25 protein-coding genes are annotated in these 14,986 nt (G+C 31.4%); all 25 read right to left on the bottom strand.

The features are described 5' to 3' along the window. Nucleotides 1-34: 34 nt before the first annotated feature. A complete protein-coding gene (locus tag ACQY6M_RS11695) occupies nucleotides 35-745 on the bottom strand; it encodes a TIGR00730 family Rossman fold protein (protein WP_428742078.1) in 711 nt (236 codons plus the stop codon). 161 nt (nucleotides 746-906) lie between these two features. Continuing rightward, nucleotides 907-1,092, bottom strand: coding sequence for a hypothetical protein (locus ACQY6M_RS11700; protein ID WP_428742079.1), 186 nt, complete (start codon nucleotides 1,090-1,092; stop codon nucleotides 907-909). Between the two features lie 27 nt (nucleotides 1,093-1,119). Further along, a complete protein-coding gene (locus tag ACQY6M_RS11705) occupies nucleotides 1,120-1,296 on the bottom strand; it encodes a hypothetical protein (RefSeq protein ID WP_428744956.1) in 177 nt (58 codons plus the stop codon). 165 nt (nucleotides 1,297-1,461) lie between these two features. Continuing rightward, on the bottom strand, nucleotides 1,462-1,686 hold the full coding sequence (locus ACQY6M_RS11710; protein WP_428742081.1) for a hypothetical protein: 225 nt from the start codon (nucleotides 1,684-1,686) through the stop codon (nucleotides 1,462-1,464). A 53-nt stretch (nucleotides 1,687-1,739) separates the two neighbouring features. Then, a complete protein-coding gene (locus ACQY6M_RS11715; protein WP_428742082.1) occupies nucleotides 1,740-1,949 on the bottom strand; it encodes a hypothetical protein in 210 nt (69 codons plus the stop codon). A gap of 3 nt (nucleotides 1,950-1,952) precedes the next feature. Continuing rightward, nucleotides 1,953-2,168, bottom strand: a complete 216-nt coding sequence (locus ACQY6M_RS11720; protein ID WP_428742083.1) for a hypothetical protein — start codon at nucleotides 2,166-2,168, stop codon at nucleotides 1,953-1,955. 81 nt (nucleotides 2,169-2,249) lie between these two features. Further along, nucleotides 2,250-3,539, bottom strand: a complete 1,290-nt coding sequence (locus ACQY6M_RS11725; RefSeq protein WP_428742084.1) for an HlyD family secretion protein — start codon at nucleotides 3,537-3,539, stop codon at nucleotides 2,250-2,252. 60 nt (nucleotides 3,540-3,599) lie between these two features. Next, complete coding sequence (locus ACQY6M_RS11730) at nucleotides 3,600-3,752, bottom strand: hypothetical protein (RefSeq protein ID WP_428742085.1); 153 nt, start codon at nucleotides 3,750-3,752, stop codon at nucleotides 3,600-3,602. Between the two features lie 21 nt (nucleotides 3,753-3,773). Next, nucleotides 3,774-3,980: a hypothetical protein gene (locus tag ACQY6M_RS11735; protein WP_428742086.1), complete on the bottom strand. Its 207-nt coding sequence runs from the start codon at nucleotides 3,978-3,980 to the stop codon at nucleotides 3,774-3,776. Between the two features lie 21 nt (nucleotides 3,981-4,001). Beyond that, the gene (locus ACQY6M_RS11740) at nucleotides 4,002-4,181 is read right to left on the bottom strand and encodes a hypothetical protein (protein ID WP_428742087.1); all 180 of its coding nucleotides are present in this window, start codon (nucleotides 4,179-4,181) and stop codon (nucleotides 4,002-4,004) included. A gap of 308 nt (nucleotides 4,182-4,489) precedes the next feature. Then, complete coding sequence (locus ACQY6M_RS11745) at nucleotides 4,490-4,672, bottom strand: hypothetical protein (protein WP_428742088.1); 183 nt, start codon at nucleotides 4,670-4,672, stop codon at nucleotides 4,490-4,492. A gap of 12 nt (nucleotides 4,673-4,684) precedes the next feature. Beyond that, on the bottom strand, nucleotides 4,685-4,873 hold the full coding sequence (locus ACQY6M_RS11750; protein ID WP_428742089.1) for a hypothetical protein: 189 nt from the start codon (nucleotides 4,871-4,873) through the stop codon (nucleotides 4,685-4,687). A gap of 110 nt (nucleotides 4,874-4,983) precedes the next feature. Then, nucleotides 4,984-5,202: a hypothetical protein gene (locus ACQY6M_RS11755; RefSeq protein WP_428744957.1), complete on the bottom strand. Its 219-nt coding sequence runs from the start codon at nucleotides 5,200-5,202 to the stop codon at nucleotides 4,984-4,986. Nucleotides 5,203-5,240: 38 nt separating this feature from the next. After that, a complete protein-coding gene (locus tag ACQY6M_RS11760; RefSeq protein ID WP_428742090.1) occupies nucleotides 5,241-5,441 on the bottom strand; it encodes a hypothetical protein in 201 nt (66 codons plus the stop codon). Between the two features lie 82 nt (nucleotides 5,442-5,523). Next, complete coding sequence (locus ACQY6M_RS11765) at nucleotides 5,524-7,710, bottom strand: peptidase domain-containing ABC transporter (protein ID WP_428742091.1); 2,187 nt, start codon at nucleotides 7,708-7,710, stop codon at nucleotides 5,524-5,526. Nucleotides 7,711-7,787: 77 nt separating this feature from the next. Beyond that, nucleotides 7,788-7,946: a hypothetical protein gene (locus ACQY6M_RS11770; protein ID WP_428742092.1), complete on the bottom strand. Its 159-nt coding sequence runs from the start codon at nucleotides 7,944-7,946 to the stop codon at nucleotides 7,788-7,790. Nucleotides 7,947-7,993: 47 nt separating this feature from the next. After that, nucleotides 7,994-8,212 carry a hypothetical protein gene (locus ACQY6M_RS11775; protein ID WP_428742093.1) on the bottom strand — a complete coding sequence of 73 codons (219 nt, stop codon included), beginning with the start codon at nucleotides 8,210-8,212 and terminating at the stop codon, nucleotides 7,994-7,996. A 230-nt stretch (nucleotides 8,213-8,442) separates the two neighbouring features. After that, the gene (locus ACQY6M_RS11780) at nucleotides 8,443-8,682 is read right to left on the bottom strand and encodes a hypothetical protein (RefSeq protein WP_428742094.1); all 240 of its coding nucleotides are present in this window, start codon (nucleotides 8,680-8,682) and stop codon (nucleotides 8,443-8,445) included. 67 nt (nucleotides 8,683-8,749) lie between these two features. Further along, the gene (locus ACQY6M_RS11785; RefSeq protein ID WP_428742095.1) at nucleotides 8,750-8,917 is read right to left on the bottom strand and encodes a hypothetical protein; all 168 of its coding nucleotides are present in this window, start codon (nucleotides 8,915-8,917) and stop codon (nucleotides 8,750-8,752) included. A gap of 24 nt (nucleotides 8,918-8,941) precedes the next feature. After that, nucleotides 8,942-9,097: a hypothetical protein gene (locus ACQY6M_RS11790; protein ID WP_428742096.1), complete on the bottom strand. Its 156-nt coding sequence runs from the start codon at nucleotides 9,095-9,097 to the stop codon at nucleotides 8,942-8,944. 21 nt (nucleotides 9,098-9,118) lie between these two features. Beyond that, nucleotides 9,119-9,280, bottom strand: a complete 162-nt coding sequence (locus tag ACQY6M_RS11795) for a hypothetical protein (protein WP_428742097.1) — start codon at nucleotides 9,278-9,280, stop codon at nucleotides 9,119-9,121. A gap of 9 nt (nucleotides 9,281-9,289) precedes the next feature. Further along, on the bottom strand, nucleotides 9,290-9,445 hold the full coding sequence (locus tag ACQY6M_RS11800) for a hypothetical protein (RefSeq protein WP_428742098.1): 156 nt from the start codon (nucleotides 9,443-9,445) through the stop codon (nucleotides 9,290-9,292). 118 nt (nucleotides 9,446-9,563) lie between these two features. Beyond that, entirely contained in the window at nucleotides 9,564-11,207 is a 1,644-nt protein-coding gene (locus tag ACQY6M_RS11805; protein ID WP_428742099.1) for a vitamin K epoxide reductase family protein, read from the bottom strand. A 74-nt stretch (nucleotides 11,208-11,281) separates the two neighbouring features. After that, nucleotides 11,282-11,965, bottom strand: coding sequence for a DNA-binding response regulator (locus ACQY6M_RS11810; protein ID WP_428742100.1), 684 nt, complete (start codon nucleotides 11,963-11,965; stop codon nucleotides 11,282-11,284). A gap of 144 nt (nucleotides 11,966-12,109) precedes the next feature. Next, nucleotides 12,110-14,935 carry an excinuclease ABC subunit UvrA gene (gene uvrA / locus ACQY6M_RS11815; RefSeq protein WP_428742101.1) on the bottom strand — a complete coding sequence of 942 codons (2,826 nt, stop codon included), beginning with the start codon at nucleotides 14,933-14,935 and terminating at the stop codon, nucleotides 12,110-12,112. Nucleotides 14,936-14,986: the final 51 nt, after the last annotated feature.

The following is a 14,986-nucleotide window of genomic DNA, read 5'->3' on the forward strand; positions in this document are numbered from 1 at the left end:
TTGGAAATACAACGAGCTTTAAAGATACATATTTTTAGAAATTTGGTTTTAATTGATATTTAGCATAAAACTTATTGAAGTGCTCAACAGCTTCGTCTGCTGTATCAACAATTCTAAATAAGTTTAAATCATTTTCGCTAACATTTCCTTCTGTGATTAATGTATTCTTAATCCAATCTAATAAACCAGACCAGAATTTTTTGCCAATTAGTACAATTGGGAAACGACCAATTTTTTTTGTTTGAATTAAGGTAATGGCTTCGAAAAGTTCGTCCATAGTTCCAAAACCACCGGGCATTACCACAAACCCTTGAGAATATTTTACAAACATAACTTTACGAACAAAGAAGTAATCAAACTCTAGGTTTTTATCGCTATCAATCCATGGGTTATCATGTTGTTCAAAGGGAAGTTCAATATTTAAACCAACAGAAGTACCTTTACCACGATGAGCTCCTTTGTTACCTGCTTCCATAATACCAGGACCACCACCTGTGATTACACCAAAACCACTTTGTGTTAATTTATAAGCAACTTCTTCAGCTAACTTGTAATATTTATCATCAGTTTTTGTTCGGGCAGAACCAAAAATAGATACACATGGTCCTATTTTACTAAGTTTTTCATATCCATCAACAAACTCAGACATGATTTTAAAAATTGCCCAAGAATCGTTAGTTTTTATTTCATTCCATGTTTTTTGCTGTAGTTTTTCTCTAATTTTTCTGTCATCATTCGGACTCATATACATATATCTTTATTAAATTAACAATTTAAAGAGCTTCTAAAATTTAGAATTTTAGCAAGCCTGCTAATTTAGTGGTTTTTTATGGATAGATATAAGATAAATAAAAAAAAACTACCGTTAAAGGTAGTTTTTTTAAAAAGCAAGCAAGTTGCATATATTTAATCTGGGATGCACATTAGCATTCCATTCATATAACCGCAAGTACCTGTTCCATATCCTGATTGGCTAATCCAGTCACAAAAGTCTCCATCATTTTTGCATTTATTAATAAAGCCTCCACCATTTATGTTTTGTTGGTTTACCTTGTTTAGTACTTTTCCTAGGCTTGAAATTGATTTTTTCATAAATTGAAATTTTAAATAATCATAAGTTTAGTACCAAAAACATCCATATGTGCCACATCTACCAGCGTCACAAAAAAGACCCCATGGTCTGTATTCACAACATTTTGTACCTTGTTGATAGCAAGCACCAGAAGCACCTCCATTAATTTGTTTTTGATCAGCTTTGTTTAAGCTTTTTCCCAAATTTAAAATTGTTTTTTTCATGATTAAAAAAATTAATATTTGATAATCCTTGATCATTTAAAGACACTCAAGGTTTGTGTCTATTCTTCGCGAGAGAATTTATTTATATGAATCAGTGTTTTTATTTTAAAGATTCAAAGTTTTTTAGTCAAAATTGAATAACCGCAAGAAAGGCAGCTATTTAATTTATAAAGGTTCTATTCCATTAATACAATCAGAGTGAACAAGAGCACACATTTTGTACTCAGGAGGTAGAGCATTATAATCTGCACAACTACCGCATACACCATTTCTTATACCATAGCATATAGGCCCAGAGTAAGTATCGCAGCTACTAAAACTTCCACCGATTATTTGTTTTTGATTAGCTTTGTTTAAAGCTTTTCCTAAGTTTAAGATTTGTTTTTTCATCAGCATTTAGTTATTTAAAGATATTTAGGAGTATATCTATTTTATATAGAAAATTAAGGACCTGTAGGAGCTATCATACAGGTATAACCACAACCTGGAATGTATTCCCATGGGCTTACACAATCTACATTTGATACTGGTTGTTCATAGCAACCTCTAGAGTTAGGTAGGTCATTAGTGGATGTTTCATCACCATTACCTTTTATTTTTTTCTGTTCTAATTTATTTAGAATTTTCCCTAAACTTAAAATTGAATTTTTCATAAATTAAAAAGATTGATTAACACAACATTGTCCAGCTTGTATTTCACCTAAGCATACGAAGCCTTCAGGGAATTTAGCAGGATAGGTACAGGAACCATCACCGTGATCTGTATAAGAACCAGTGCATGGACAAGGATTAGGCAATTTATCCCCTCCATTAATTTGTTTTTGATCAGCTTTACTTAGAGCTTTACCTAAGTTTAAAATTGATTTTTTCATGATTAAAAAATTAAATATTAATTAATCCTTGATCATTTAAAGACACTCAAGGTTTGTGTCTATTCTTCGCGAGAGAATTTTTTATTTAATAATATTTTTGAGTTGATAGAAAAAACGTTCTATCAAGCGTAAATCTTCTGTTACAATATCTGCTGCCCCTTTCATTTCTTGTCTAAAAGGAATTGTTTTGTTATATGTAGTTTCTAGGTTTTGAGGTAGTTCTACATCAATTAAGTAGTTCCCATTTTCATTTGGAATGAGTGAAATATATTTTACTTTTCCGTTGAGTTCACCAAACTCATCAGAAGGGTAATTCAATAGTTTTATTTGAACTTTTTGTCCCTTTTTTATTTTACCTGAATTGGCTGCAGGGGCCTCAATTTTTCCTATAAAAGTGTTTCCTTCATCGGGGATGATGGTAAAAATAAGGTCTCCTGTTTTTACAGTTTGATTTTTGTTCCAAAAAGATAAAAAAGAAACCTTTCCGCTGATAGAAGAAGTTAAAGCATACTGTTTTTCCCAATCTTTAATAGCTTTTTTTAAGTATAAAAAAGACTGAATAGCTTTATTTTTAAGGCGTGTGTCTTGTTGTGCTTTTTTGATAGAGGTTCCTTCTAAATTTTTATTAGAATTACTGATTAATTCTCGGATTTGTGAAATTGAAGATTCAAGTGTTTTATAAGAACGTTTTGCCTGTAGATATTCTATTTCTTTTTGATCTTTTTCTTTAGCAGAAATAACCCCTTGGCTAAACATTTTTCTACTACGGTCTAAATCTTTTTCCTTAAATTCTAATTCTTTTAGGTTTAAATCTTTTTGAGATAATAAAATTTGTAGTCGTCCTTTAGCCTCAATAACGGACATCTGATTAGCAAAGTTTTCAGACTTAAAAGGAGTTAGTTTTTCGTTGAGTATGTACTCGGAATAGTCATTTTCAAATTGAGAATAACTAGAAGTTATATCACCTAAAATTAAAGGGGGAACTTTATCAATAGGGAAAAAGAATTTTTCTTGATTTACTTGTATTGTGTCTACAATACTTTTTAAGAGTAAGACATCTTTAAAGGAGGCGCTATTTTCAATGACAGCCAAAACATCTCCTTCAGTAACATTTTTCCCTTCATTGGTTAAGAAAGTTTCAAATTGCCCTGTAGATTTCGCATAAATTTTTTCAGGAGGTGTTGAAGTTGTTACCATGACTTCGGTTGAAATAACGTCAGGGTATTTTACAAACCAAGAAATGAACAATAACATTAAAATGAGTCCCAAAAAAAGTGTGTTACCCCAACGAATCATCCAATTGGGTACATGGGTTAAAATTTCTTGAACTTCTTCACTTCTAATTTCTATGTCTTGAGTATTGTTTGGCATATATGATAAAAAATATTGTAAAAATGAGGAGAATTTATTCTCCTCATATAAATAAGGTTATTAAGGTAAAAATGGGCAGGTAACACCTATTTCTTCCCAATAGACACATTCTCCATTTCTCCATGAGCAACAGTGTTTGCCTCTCCCTCCATTGATTTGCTTTTGCTCTATTTTATTTAGAGTTTTACCTAAAATTAAAATTGATTTTTTCATAATTGGTGTTAAGCATTAAGGTTAAGAAGGGCAACATTGCCCATTTTTTATTGTTCCTCTATAAACTCCTCCCGTACCATCAGGTACAGCACACACGTCTCCTTCTTGGCAGTCTAATGCACAAAAAAAGTTACTAGAGCAAAGAAAGCTAGGTCTTAAACCTCCGTTTATTTGTTTTTGCTCAGTTTTTTCTAGGACTTTACCCAAGTTTAAAATTGATTTTTTCATAATTAACAAATTTTAAAGGTACTAGCACGGAACACCTTCTTCTGGTTCATAAATGCATCGACCAGCAATAATAATACAAGAAGTTGCATGAGTTGGAGGGCACAAAGGATTGTCGTAACAACAAATAAATTTTCCGCCATTAATTTGTTGTTGTTCAGCTCTGTTTAAAGCTTTACCTAAGTTTAAAATTGATTTTTTCATGATTAAAAAATTAAATATTAATTAATCCCTGAACTATTTAAAGACACTCAAGGTTTGTGTCTATTCTTCGCGAAAAGTTTTTATTTACCACTTACTAGTTAGTTATTTAATAAAACTAACTAGTAAGTCATTACACAACAATTGTTGTGACACAATGTAGAAGCAGTTACGCATTCATTATAATTGATTACGTAATGTTTTTTAAAACCATTATAAGTGCTTCCACGTTTCCGTTAATTTTCTTTAGTTCTTTTTTGTTTAGAATTTAACCTAAGTTTAAGACTAAACCTTTCATAATTATTAATTAATTAGGAATAGCAAGCAGGATGAGTTGGTAATACACACATATAATTGCAACATACATGCCCATCCACACCACAAAAGAAACCAAACTTTTCTTTACAGACACCATATTCGTCTGTACCTCCAAAAATTTGTTTTTGTTTAGCTTGACTTAAACTTTTTCCTAGATTTAGAATTTCTTTTTTCATGATTTTTTTATTTTATAAAGTGCAACATTTTCTATATCCGCTTTGTAGCGAACAAGAATTTTCATAATCCCATTGACATTGGTTACATGTATAACTACTCCATCCTAAATCTTCACATGTGGCTTGTATATATCCACCATTAATTTGTTGTTGTTCAACTTTGTTTAAAGTTTTTCCTAAGTTTAAAATTGATTTTTTCATTTTTTAAAAAAATTAAAATTTGATAAAACCCTTGAACATTTAAAGACACTCAAGGTTTATGTCTATTCTTCGCGAGAGTTTTTTATAATGTTAGTTTTTAAAGAATTTTATTATCTAGAAAAACATGCATAGTTGACTAAAACACTCATCTGACATTCTTGTGGAAGATTGTGGTAATCTTGACACGTACCGCAAAGGGTAGCAGGTGTGTTAAGAGGATCATCAGAGTAATAACAGCCTCTTGGAGGACATGATTCACCTCTCCCGTTAATTAGTTTTTGTTCAACTTTGTTTAAAGCTTTGCCTAAGTTTAGAATTGATTTTTTCATAGTTTTAGTATTATTTAAAATTTATAGTTGAGTTAAGACTAGCACTTACTAGGGTAAAAAAGACATACGTCTATATCTATAACACCACAACCAGGACCAATACCTTCACAAGGTTGATTTATAATAGTCCCTGTAGTATCACATTGGCACATAGGTAAAGTAGGATTGTCTCCTCCATTAATTTGTTTTTGAGCAACTTTGTTCAGAACTTTACCTAGATTTAAAATTTGCTTTTTCATAATTTAAAAGTTTAAATAATTAATCCTTGATTATTTTAAAGACACTCAAGGTTTGTGTCTATTCTTCGCGAAATGAATATTTTTATTTACCTAGGTCTAGTTGGTTTTTAACTAGATGGTAATAACTTCCTTTTAGTTTGATTAATTCTTCGTGATTTCCTTTTTCGATTATTTTTCCTTTATCTAACACTACTATTTGATGTGCATTTTTTACAGTACTTAATCGGTGTGCTATTACTATCGCAGTTTTATTAGAGAAAAAAGTGTTTAGCTTTTCCATAATAACTTTTTCGTTATTGGCATCTAAGGCACTAGTAGCTTCATCAAAGAATAAGAATTTAGGGTTTTTATATACTGAACGAGCTATGAGTAGTCGTTGTTTTTGACCAGTACTAAGTCCGTTACCTTCACTTCCAATTTTGGTGTTGTAGCCTAAAGGTAAGCCATCAATATAATCTCCAATATTGGCTACATCAATAGCGTGTGCTAGTTTTTCTTTATCAACATAATCTTCACCAACAGCTATATTTTTTGCTATAGAATCATTAAAAATATACCCCTCCTGCATAACAACTCCGCAATTTCTTCTCCATTCTTTTTGAGAAATATTTTTTAAGCTAAAATTATTGATCATTATATCTCCTTTGTCAACTTGATAAAAACCAAGGAGCAATTTCATTAAAGTAGTTTTACCGCTACCGCTAACACCTACAATTGCTGTTGTTTTATTAGCAGGTATCTCAAGAGACAAATCTTTTAAAACAGGTTCCAGTCCACCAGTATATCTAAAAGAGATATCGTTTAGTTTTATAGAAGCATCTTCTGGTATATTAGTAACTTTTTCGTCGGTAGGTTTTTCTTCATCTTCCATATTGTGAATTTCACCTAACCTATCTACAGATATTTGTGCATCTTGAATATCTCTCATGAAATTAATCAATTGAGTGATGGGACCATTTAATTGTCCAACGATATAGCTAATAGCCATCATCATACCTAGTGTAATTTGACCATCTATTACAAGTTTAGCTGAAAGTATGGTAACGAACATGTTTTTAAGTTCATTAATAAAATTAGAACCTACACTTTGTGTTTGTTCAAGAGCGAGACTTTTTGTGGCAACTTTAAATAATCGTGCTTGAACATATTCCCAATTCCAACGCATACGTCTTTCTGCATTATGAAGTTTAATCTCTTGCATTCCATTAATAAGTTCGATTACTTTACTTTGTTCTTGACTTACTTGAGAAAATCGCTTGTAGTCAAGTTCTTTACGTTTTTTAAAGAAGAATAATACCCACCCAAAATATAATACACTTCCGAGTACAAATACTCCAAAGATTTGTAGGCTATAATACCCCAGAACCAAACTGAAAATAATCAGATTAAAAAATGAAAATAAAACGGTTAATGATGATGTGGTGAGTATTCTTTCAATACGTTTGTGATCATTAATTCTTTGCAGCAGGTCCCCAGTCATTCTTACATCAAAATAGGAGATAGGTAGTTTCATTAACTTGATAAAGAAGTCAGAAATTAGAGAAATATTAATACGTGTACTAAGGTGAAGTAAAATCCAACTTCTAATAATATCTAGAGATGCTTTCCCAATAAATAAAAACAACTGTGCAAATAGGATTAAGTATACAAAGTTTAAGTCTTGGTTTTTAATCCCCACATCAACTACGCTCTGAGTTAAGAAAGGAAGGATTAATTGAAGTAAGCTCCCTGCAAGCAGTCCTATTATAAGTTGAACTATAAATTTTTTGTATTTGTAAAGGTATTTAAAGATAAATGAGAAACCGAATTTTTCATCTTCTTCAAATTCTTCCTGATAGAATCTGGGAGTGGGTTCAACTAACAAAGCAATTCCCTCTTCTGTGTCTTCATTAGCGTTGTTTCCAATCCAGTGTTGTATGAACTCTTCTTTGGTAAAAGTGATGAGTCCGTGTGCAGGATCGGATATGTAAACAATATCTTTTTTTATTTTATAAAGTACTACGTAGTGGTTTTTGTTCCAGTGAATAATACAAGGAAAAGGAGCCTCTTTAAGTTTACTGTAGGCTAATTTTATACCTAAGGATTTAAACCCAATAGATTCAACGGCTTCACTTAGACCAAGTAAACTACTACCTTCACGTGTAGTCTCACTGAGGCTACGTAGTTGTTGTGTGTTAATGGTTTTGCCATAGTGTTTGGCTATAATTTTTATACATGTAGGGCCACAATCTTTGGCTTCAGTTTGTTTGTAATTTGGGAATTTTTTCAAATGAATTATATATAAAAGATTAAAAGAGCAAAATACAGAAGATTTTACTCTTTTTTTAATTAGATTCTCTTATTTAATTAGTAAGGACAATACTCCTCAGAGCGAACACAAGTCCATTCGTGTGTGTATGGATTGTAACAATCAAATTTTGTGCACTCTCCTGGAGCTCCTCCATTAATTTGTTTTTGTTCTAACTTATTTAAGGTTTTTCCTATGTTTAAAATTTGTTTTTTCATTATATAGAATTTTGATATGTGTAATTATTTTACCTGTTGAATCATTCTTATAAAAGGTAATCTCCAAAGCAAGAGGCAGGAGTTCCTTCATAAACACCTGGGATATCTCCATCTGGACATAAAGATTGACAATCTGTTGTGTATTTTGTAGAGTTTAAATAACAAAAACATTTACAATTAGGGTCAGGCATAGGTTGACCTCCACTAATTTTTTTTTGCTGTACTTTACCTAGAATTTTGCCTAAGTTTAAAATTTGTTTTTTCATTATAATCTAGTTTTGTTTTATTAAAAAATTTTATAAGCTGCCATCACATAAAAATCCTGTATTGATTTCAAAAGATTGGCACCACCTAAGAGTATTACAACAGTAACCTGGGCCACACTCGCTATGAGAACTACAATACTTCTTACCTCCATTAATTAGTTTTTGCTCAGGTTTATTTAATCTTTTGCCTAAGTTTAATATTTGTTTTTTCATTATTATAAGTTTTGTGTTTAACAACCTGTACAGCTAATGCCACCTTCAGGGCAAAATTGCCATGGTCCTGTGCAGTTATTACTCCCTCCGTTATTGCCATCACCGCTACCATTAAGATAACAGTAAATGCCTTCACAGTATTGTCCTGTTGGGCAGTTTCCTCCTTCGTCACAAAAACCTATAGCCCCACCACCGTTTACTAACTTCTGCTCCTTTTTGCTTAACGTTTTTCCTAAGTTTAAAATTTGTTTTTTCATAATTTAACTTTTAATATAAAAGAGTTAAAAATCAACTAGAAAAGTAGTTTTCTAGTTGATATATTATCTATTGAGCACAAACGTTTAGACAAGCACTTCTTTGGTCTACTCCACATGCATATATTGGCCCAAGTTCACATTGACAATAGCCACACCACATTGGTTTCCCACCGTTAATTTGTATTTGCTCTACTTTGTTTAAAGCTTTGCCTAAGTTTAAAATTGATTTTTTCATTTTAAATGGTTAATAGAGTTGATATTATAAAGGTATCCTACAATAGACTTCAGCACAGGTAAATCTTTCTTTTTCACAAATCCCATCTCTGTTAGTATCACATATTTCTCTACCTCCATTAATATAGATTTGTTCAGCTTTACTTAACGCTTTACCTAAGTTTAAAATTGATTTTTTCATCTTACTGTTTTTTAAACGCTATTAGAATTCAATATCAAAGCTGCAGTATATTTCGGCACAATGAGGACCGTTATCTTCACACTTACCGTCTTTATTAGTGTCACACATTTTTCTACCACCATTAATGTGGATTTGTTCTGCTTTGTTTAAAACTTTACCTAAGTTTAATATTTGTTTTTTCATGATAAATAATTAAAGTATTTGACATTGAAATTCAGCACATTGTAATCCCTGTTCTATACATTCACCATTACTCCATGGAGTAATACACTGTCTCTTACCTCCATTAATTTGAGTTTTTTCCGCTTTGTTTAAAACTTTACCTAATGTTAAAATTTGTTTTTTCATAATTGAAATTTTAAAGTTACTTTTGCGGCGAACATTTAAAGACACTCACCATTGTGTCTATTCTTCGCGAGAGAATATTGTTCAAAACGCAAAGCCCTTTTAAGGGCTTTGTTTTTTATTATGCTGTTTTTAATGAAGTAGTTGAAACTTGACAGTTTTCTTCCAAATCTTCAATAAATAAAATTAGATCAATTCTATTGTATTCTTTAGGGAAGGATCTTCCGTTAATTAGAATTTCAGGGGTAAAATTGATAGTATTCTCTTTACACCAATTTTTTTCTTTTTCTAGTTCAGAAATGTAGAGTTCTTTTTGTGTGCATTCTCCCCATTTTTTTAACCAAGTAGTTGGCTTTTCGTCTCCATAAATGGCATCCATAGCAGCTAAACATTCTTTTTCTCCTTTTAACTCGTATAATTCCAATAATCTACTAGTAATTTTGACTGCATCACTTTCTGTATCTTCAGGGGTTATATTGAAGCGAACTTTTATTTTTACATTGTTGTGATATCTTTTTAGAATTTCATCAACATGAGCATGAACAGGTTTACAATGCCCACAGAAAGGATTGGTTACTATTACTATCTCTAAGTTAGAATTTAAGTTTCCAAAAATAATTTCCTTACTGTTAGTTAATTGAGTGTCTAACTGTGGAGATTTCTGAAGAAGGTTATCAAATAAGGTATAGTTTCTTTTAAATTTAACACTTTCAATTTTTTCCTTTTTTAGTTCGTGTACGTTTGTAATTAATGGTTTAACATAACTCCAAGCTATCCATGATGAGAATGCTATCAATCCTAAAATAAGAAAGTCATTGATAACAAAACTATCAATGTAAGTTTTGGTAAGAATAGGAGCTAATGCTTGTATCCATAAAATACCTACAATACTTAAGCATAAAAGACACCATTTTTTTATTACTGCATACTGGTAGTAAAGAGAGTAAATTGTAGCAGGAATAGCTAATAAACTAATAGTGTATGAAATTACAGGGTTTGCTATTTGAATAAAAGTAATGATTGACAATCCTGTGAAATATAATATACTTAAGTCACTTAGCTTGTAGCCTTTTATAATTTCTGCACCTTTAGAAGTTAATACAGCATCGCAGTCTTTTTTGTCATCTGCTCCAGAACAAAAGGCATCACCAATGGAGGTTTTTAATCCCAGTTCTTGTTTTATAATAGCGATACTAACTATTATTCCGATAATAGATAGAATAAAGTATGCAATATTGTGCCATGAAGCTGAACTTTGGTAAAGATAATAGGAAGCTAAAATGGTTAAGAAGATAAATCCAATAGTTTTTACAGCATTGGATTTTGTATTAGTTTGTTCACTAGTTTCAGTTTGTTCAACAGCAACAATAATACCCGTAAATATGTTAAGGAATTCAGTTTCTGTTAGAGTGCTTTTTTTGTTATCTGAGTTATATATTATATAATCTAATCCTTTTCTTTCTAAAACAATCAAATCTTGTCCTTGCTCTTTGTTTATTTGAGCAATGAAACAGTTAGGTAATTGTAAAAGAGTTTCTGAATTTACAGGTACGTCAGCAGCAACATTTTCAATATTAAAGTGGTCTAAAACACCAGTAATTGCATGTAAACTAGGATAAGAAGGGTGACTTTGAATTTGAAAAGCAAGTTCTTCTTTGTCAAAAGGAATTCTATTTCTTTTAAGTAATTTTTGTACTAAAGTTATTAATGTGTCTTTCAAGGATATAGGTTTGTTTTGTGAATAGCTATTTTTTGATTTTTCCAAATCTATCTTGTCATAATTTAAAAAACGAAAAAAAAAACATAAAAAAAGTAAGGTTTTTCCGTACTTTTTTATTTCTAAATATATCCTTTCTCTTTTGCTATCAAAATTAATTCTCTATCACCTTTGTCTTTTACATTAAAAACCTTTTTTAGGTGTCGTTTTCTTTTTTCTATACTAGCAGCAGATAGAGGAATATAAATAGGCATATCTTTCATTTTTGAACCAATTGATAGTTCATAAAGAATTTTTCTGTCTATAGAATCAATTGAAATGTTGTTTGCAACCTCTTTTCGTATAAGTTTTAAGACTGTTTTACTATAGTAAGGTGTATTACTAACTACATTCCTAATAGCATTCTTTAATTCTTCAGATGTTAAATCGTTTTTTATTAAAAAACCTTCAGGATTTAAGCTTTTAATGATATTGTGGATTCTATAATTATCATTACAATCTGTAGATACAATAATTTTTGTACTAGGGAGTAGTTTTCTGATTAAAAGAGCTAAATCTTCACCTGATAAAATCTTTCTATTAGTTGAAGGAGTTAGCTTCAAATCCAATAGTACAAAATTTAGAGAGGTTTCTTTTTCTATAGTTCTTTTTATAATATCATATGCTCCATTACAATTATATGTAATATCAGTATTAAAATTAAGATTAGATGTTAATTTGGCAACTTTTGATATTATACTCTTATATGTCTCACATATAAGAGGACAATTATCCGCTATTAAAGCAGATTGTTTTTCTTTTTTCATATTTAAATAATTTCGGGGGGAATATTATCTTAATTTATTTTAACTACTTCTTAAAATAAATTGCGTATAAATTTATAGAAAGTAAATTAAAATCAAAAAAATAAGGCAGTTTTAACAAAATTATTTAATCAAAAAAAACGATTTTTAGTTGTTTAATTCTTTTTTTAGAAATTTAGCGGTGTAGCTTTTTTTATGGGTAGCTACTTCTTCAGGTGTTCCGTAAGTCAATACTTTTCCACCTTTTTTACCACCTTCCATACCGATATCAATAATGTAATCGGCTAGTTTAATTACATCTAAATTATGCTCTATAATTAACACGGTATTTCCTTTGTTGGCCAATTTATTTAACACTTCCATTAATACACGAATGTCTTCAAAATGTAATCCAGTGGTTGGTTCATCTAAAATATAGAAGGTGTTACCAGTATCTCTTTTAGATAATTCTGAAGCTAGTTTAATGCGTTGTGCTTCTCCGCCAGAAAGGGTAGTGGATTGTTGTCCGAGGGTGATATAACCTAGTCCAACATCTTTAATGGTTTTTAGTTTTCGATGTATCTTAGGAATGTGCTCAAAGAACTGAGTAGCTTCATTAATGGTCATATCTAACACGTCAGAAATTGATTTTCCTTTGTAGCGAATTTCAAGGGTTTCTCTATTAAAACGTTTTCCTTGACACGTTTCACATTCAACTTGAACATCAGGTAAAAAATTCATCTCAATTACGCGAACTCCTCCACCTTGACAAGTTTCACAACGACCTCCTTTTACGTTAAAACTAAAACGACCAGGTTTATAACCACGAATAGATGCTTCGGGAGTTTTAGCAAATAAACTACGAATCTCACTAAAAACACCAGTGTAAGTGGCTGGGTTAGATCGTGGTGTTCTTCCAATAGGAGATTGGTCAATGTCAATTACTTTATCAACATGCTCTAAGCCTTCGATTTTTTTATAAGGCATAGGTTTTTTTACAGCCTTGTATATGTGTGCGTTTAGAATAGGGTAGAGGGTTTCGTTGATTAATGTAGATTTACCACTACCTGAAACACCAGTCACACAAATCATTTTTCCTAAAGGAAATTCAACCGAAACATTTTTTAAATTGTTTCCAGAAGCACCTGTGAGTTTTATAATATTTCCGTTCCCTTCACGACGTTTTTTAGGAACTTCAATTTTTTTTCTTTTAGATAGGTAATCGGCGGTAAGTGTTTCGTGAGCTTTTAAATCATCAAAACTTCCTTCACTTACTATTTCTCCTCCATGGCGTCCGGCTCCTGGACCAATATCTAAGACAAAATCAGCGTTTTTAATCATGTCTTCATCATGTTCAACTACTAAAACAGAGTTTCCAACATCACGAAGTTTAATCAGAGAATCGATTAATTTTTGATTATCACGTTGGTGTAAACCAATACTAGGCTCATCTAAAATATAGAGAACTCCTACTAATTGAGAACCAATTTGCGTTGCTAAACGAATACGTTGTGCTTCACCGCCAGAAAGTGATTTAGAAGTTCTGTCTAAGGTTAAGTAATCCAATCCGACATCTAATAGAAATTGAATTCGAGTTCGAATTTCTTTTAAAATTTCAAAGGCAATAGTTAATTGTTTCTCAGACAGTTCTTTATCTATTTTTTGGAACCAGCTAGCTAGTTCTAACACATCCATATGAGCTAAATCACTTATGTTTTTATCAGTAATTTTAAAATGAAGCGCTTCTTTCTTTAATCGTTTACCATCACAAACCGAACAAGTAACTTCATCCATAAAGTCTTTAGCCCAACGTTTAATTGATGTACTTTCTGAGTTTTTGTATTGATTTTCAATAAAAGCAACTATTCCTTCAAAATCAATTTCATAATTTCGGGTTACTCCAGCCGCTTTAGATTGGATTTCAAACTTTTCTTTTCCACCATGTAAAATAACCTCCATAGCTTCTTTTGGAATGTTTTTTATAGGGTCGTTTAGTCTAAAATCATAGCGCTCAGCAATAGTTTGTAGTTGTTTGAAGATCCAACTATTTTTTTGTTCTCCCAAAGGAACAATTCCTCCATTTTTGATGGAGATGTTGTCATCTGGAATTACTTTTTGCTGGTTTATTTCATTGGTAATCCCTAGTCCGTTACAATGTATACAGGCACCTTTAGGTGAGTTGAACGAGAAAGTGTTTGGTTCCGGATTAGGATATGCAATTCCTGTTGTAGGGCACATCAATTCTCGACTAAAGTAACGCGGTTTTTCATCGTCAACGTCAATTACCATTAAAATATTATCTCCAGTATATAAAGCTGTTTTAATAGTTTCGTCTAAACGTTTCTCTGCGGCGTCATTTACAGCCAAACGATCAATAACTACTTCTATATCGTGTGTCTTGTAGCGGTCGAGTTTCATTCCTTTCTCAATCTCACGAATTTCACCATCTACACGAACACGAACAAAACCTTGTTTTGAAATTTGTTCGAATAATTCACGATAATGCCCTTTTCTCGATTTAATTAATGGTGCAAGAATAGCAATGCGTTTTCCATCGAAATCTTTTAAGATTAATTCTTTGATTTGTTCGTCAGAATAGCTCACCATTTTCTCACCAGTATTATAAGAATAAGCATCTGCTGCGCGAGAAAATAACAGACGAAGAAAGTCATATATTTCAGTAATAGTACCTACTGTAGAACGCGGACTTTTATTAGTAGTTTTCTGTTCAATAGAAATTACAGGAGAAAGTCCGTCGATTTTATCAACATCGGGACGTTCCAATCCTCCTAAGAACTGACGTGCATAGGCAGAGAAAGTTTCAATATAACGACGTTGTCCTTCTGCATAAATAGTATCAAAAGCAAGCGAAGACTTTCCGCTTCCGCTTAAACCTGTAATAACTACTAGCTTTTCACGAGGGATTTTAACATCTATGTTTTTTAAATTATGAGCTCTTGCTCCGTAAACTTCTATGTATTCTTGTTCTTTCAAAGTGAGGATTTTACCAAAAAAGGCAAAGTTACCAAAACCAAATTTATTTTA

Origin of the sequence: Tenacibaculum sp., assembly GCF_050290165.1 — a bacterium.
Classification (GTDB): Bacteria; Bacteroidota; Bacteroidia; order Flavobacteriales; family Flavobacteriaceae; genus Polaribacter.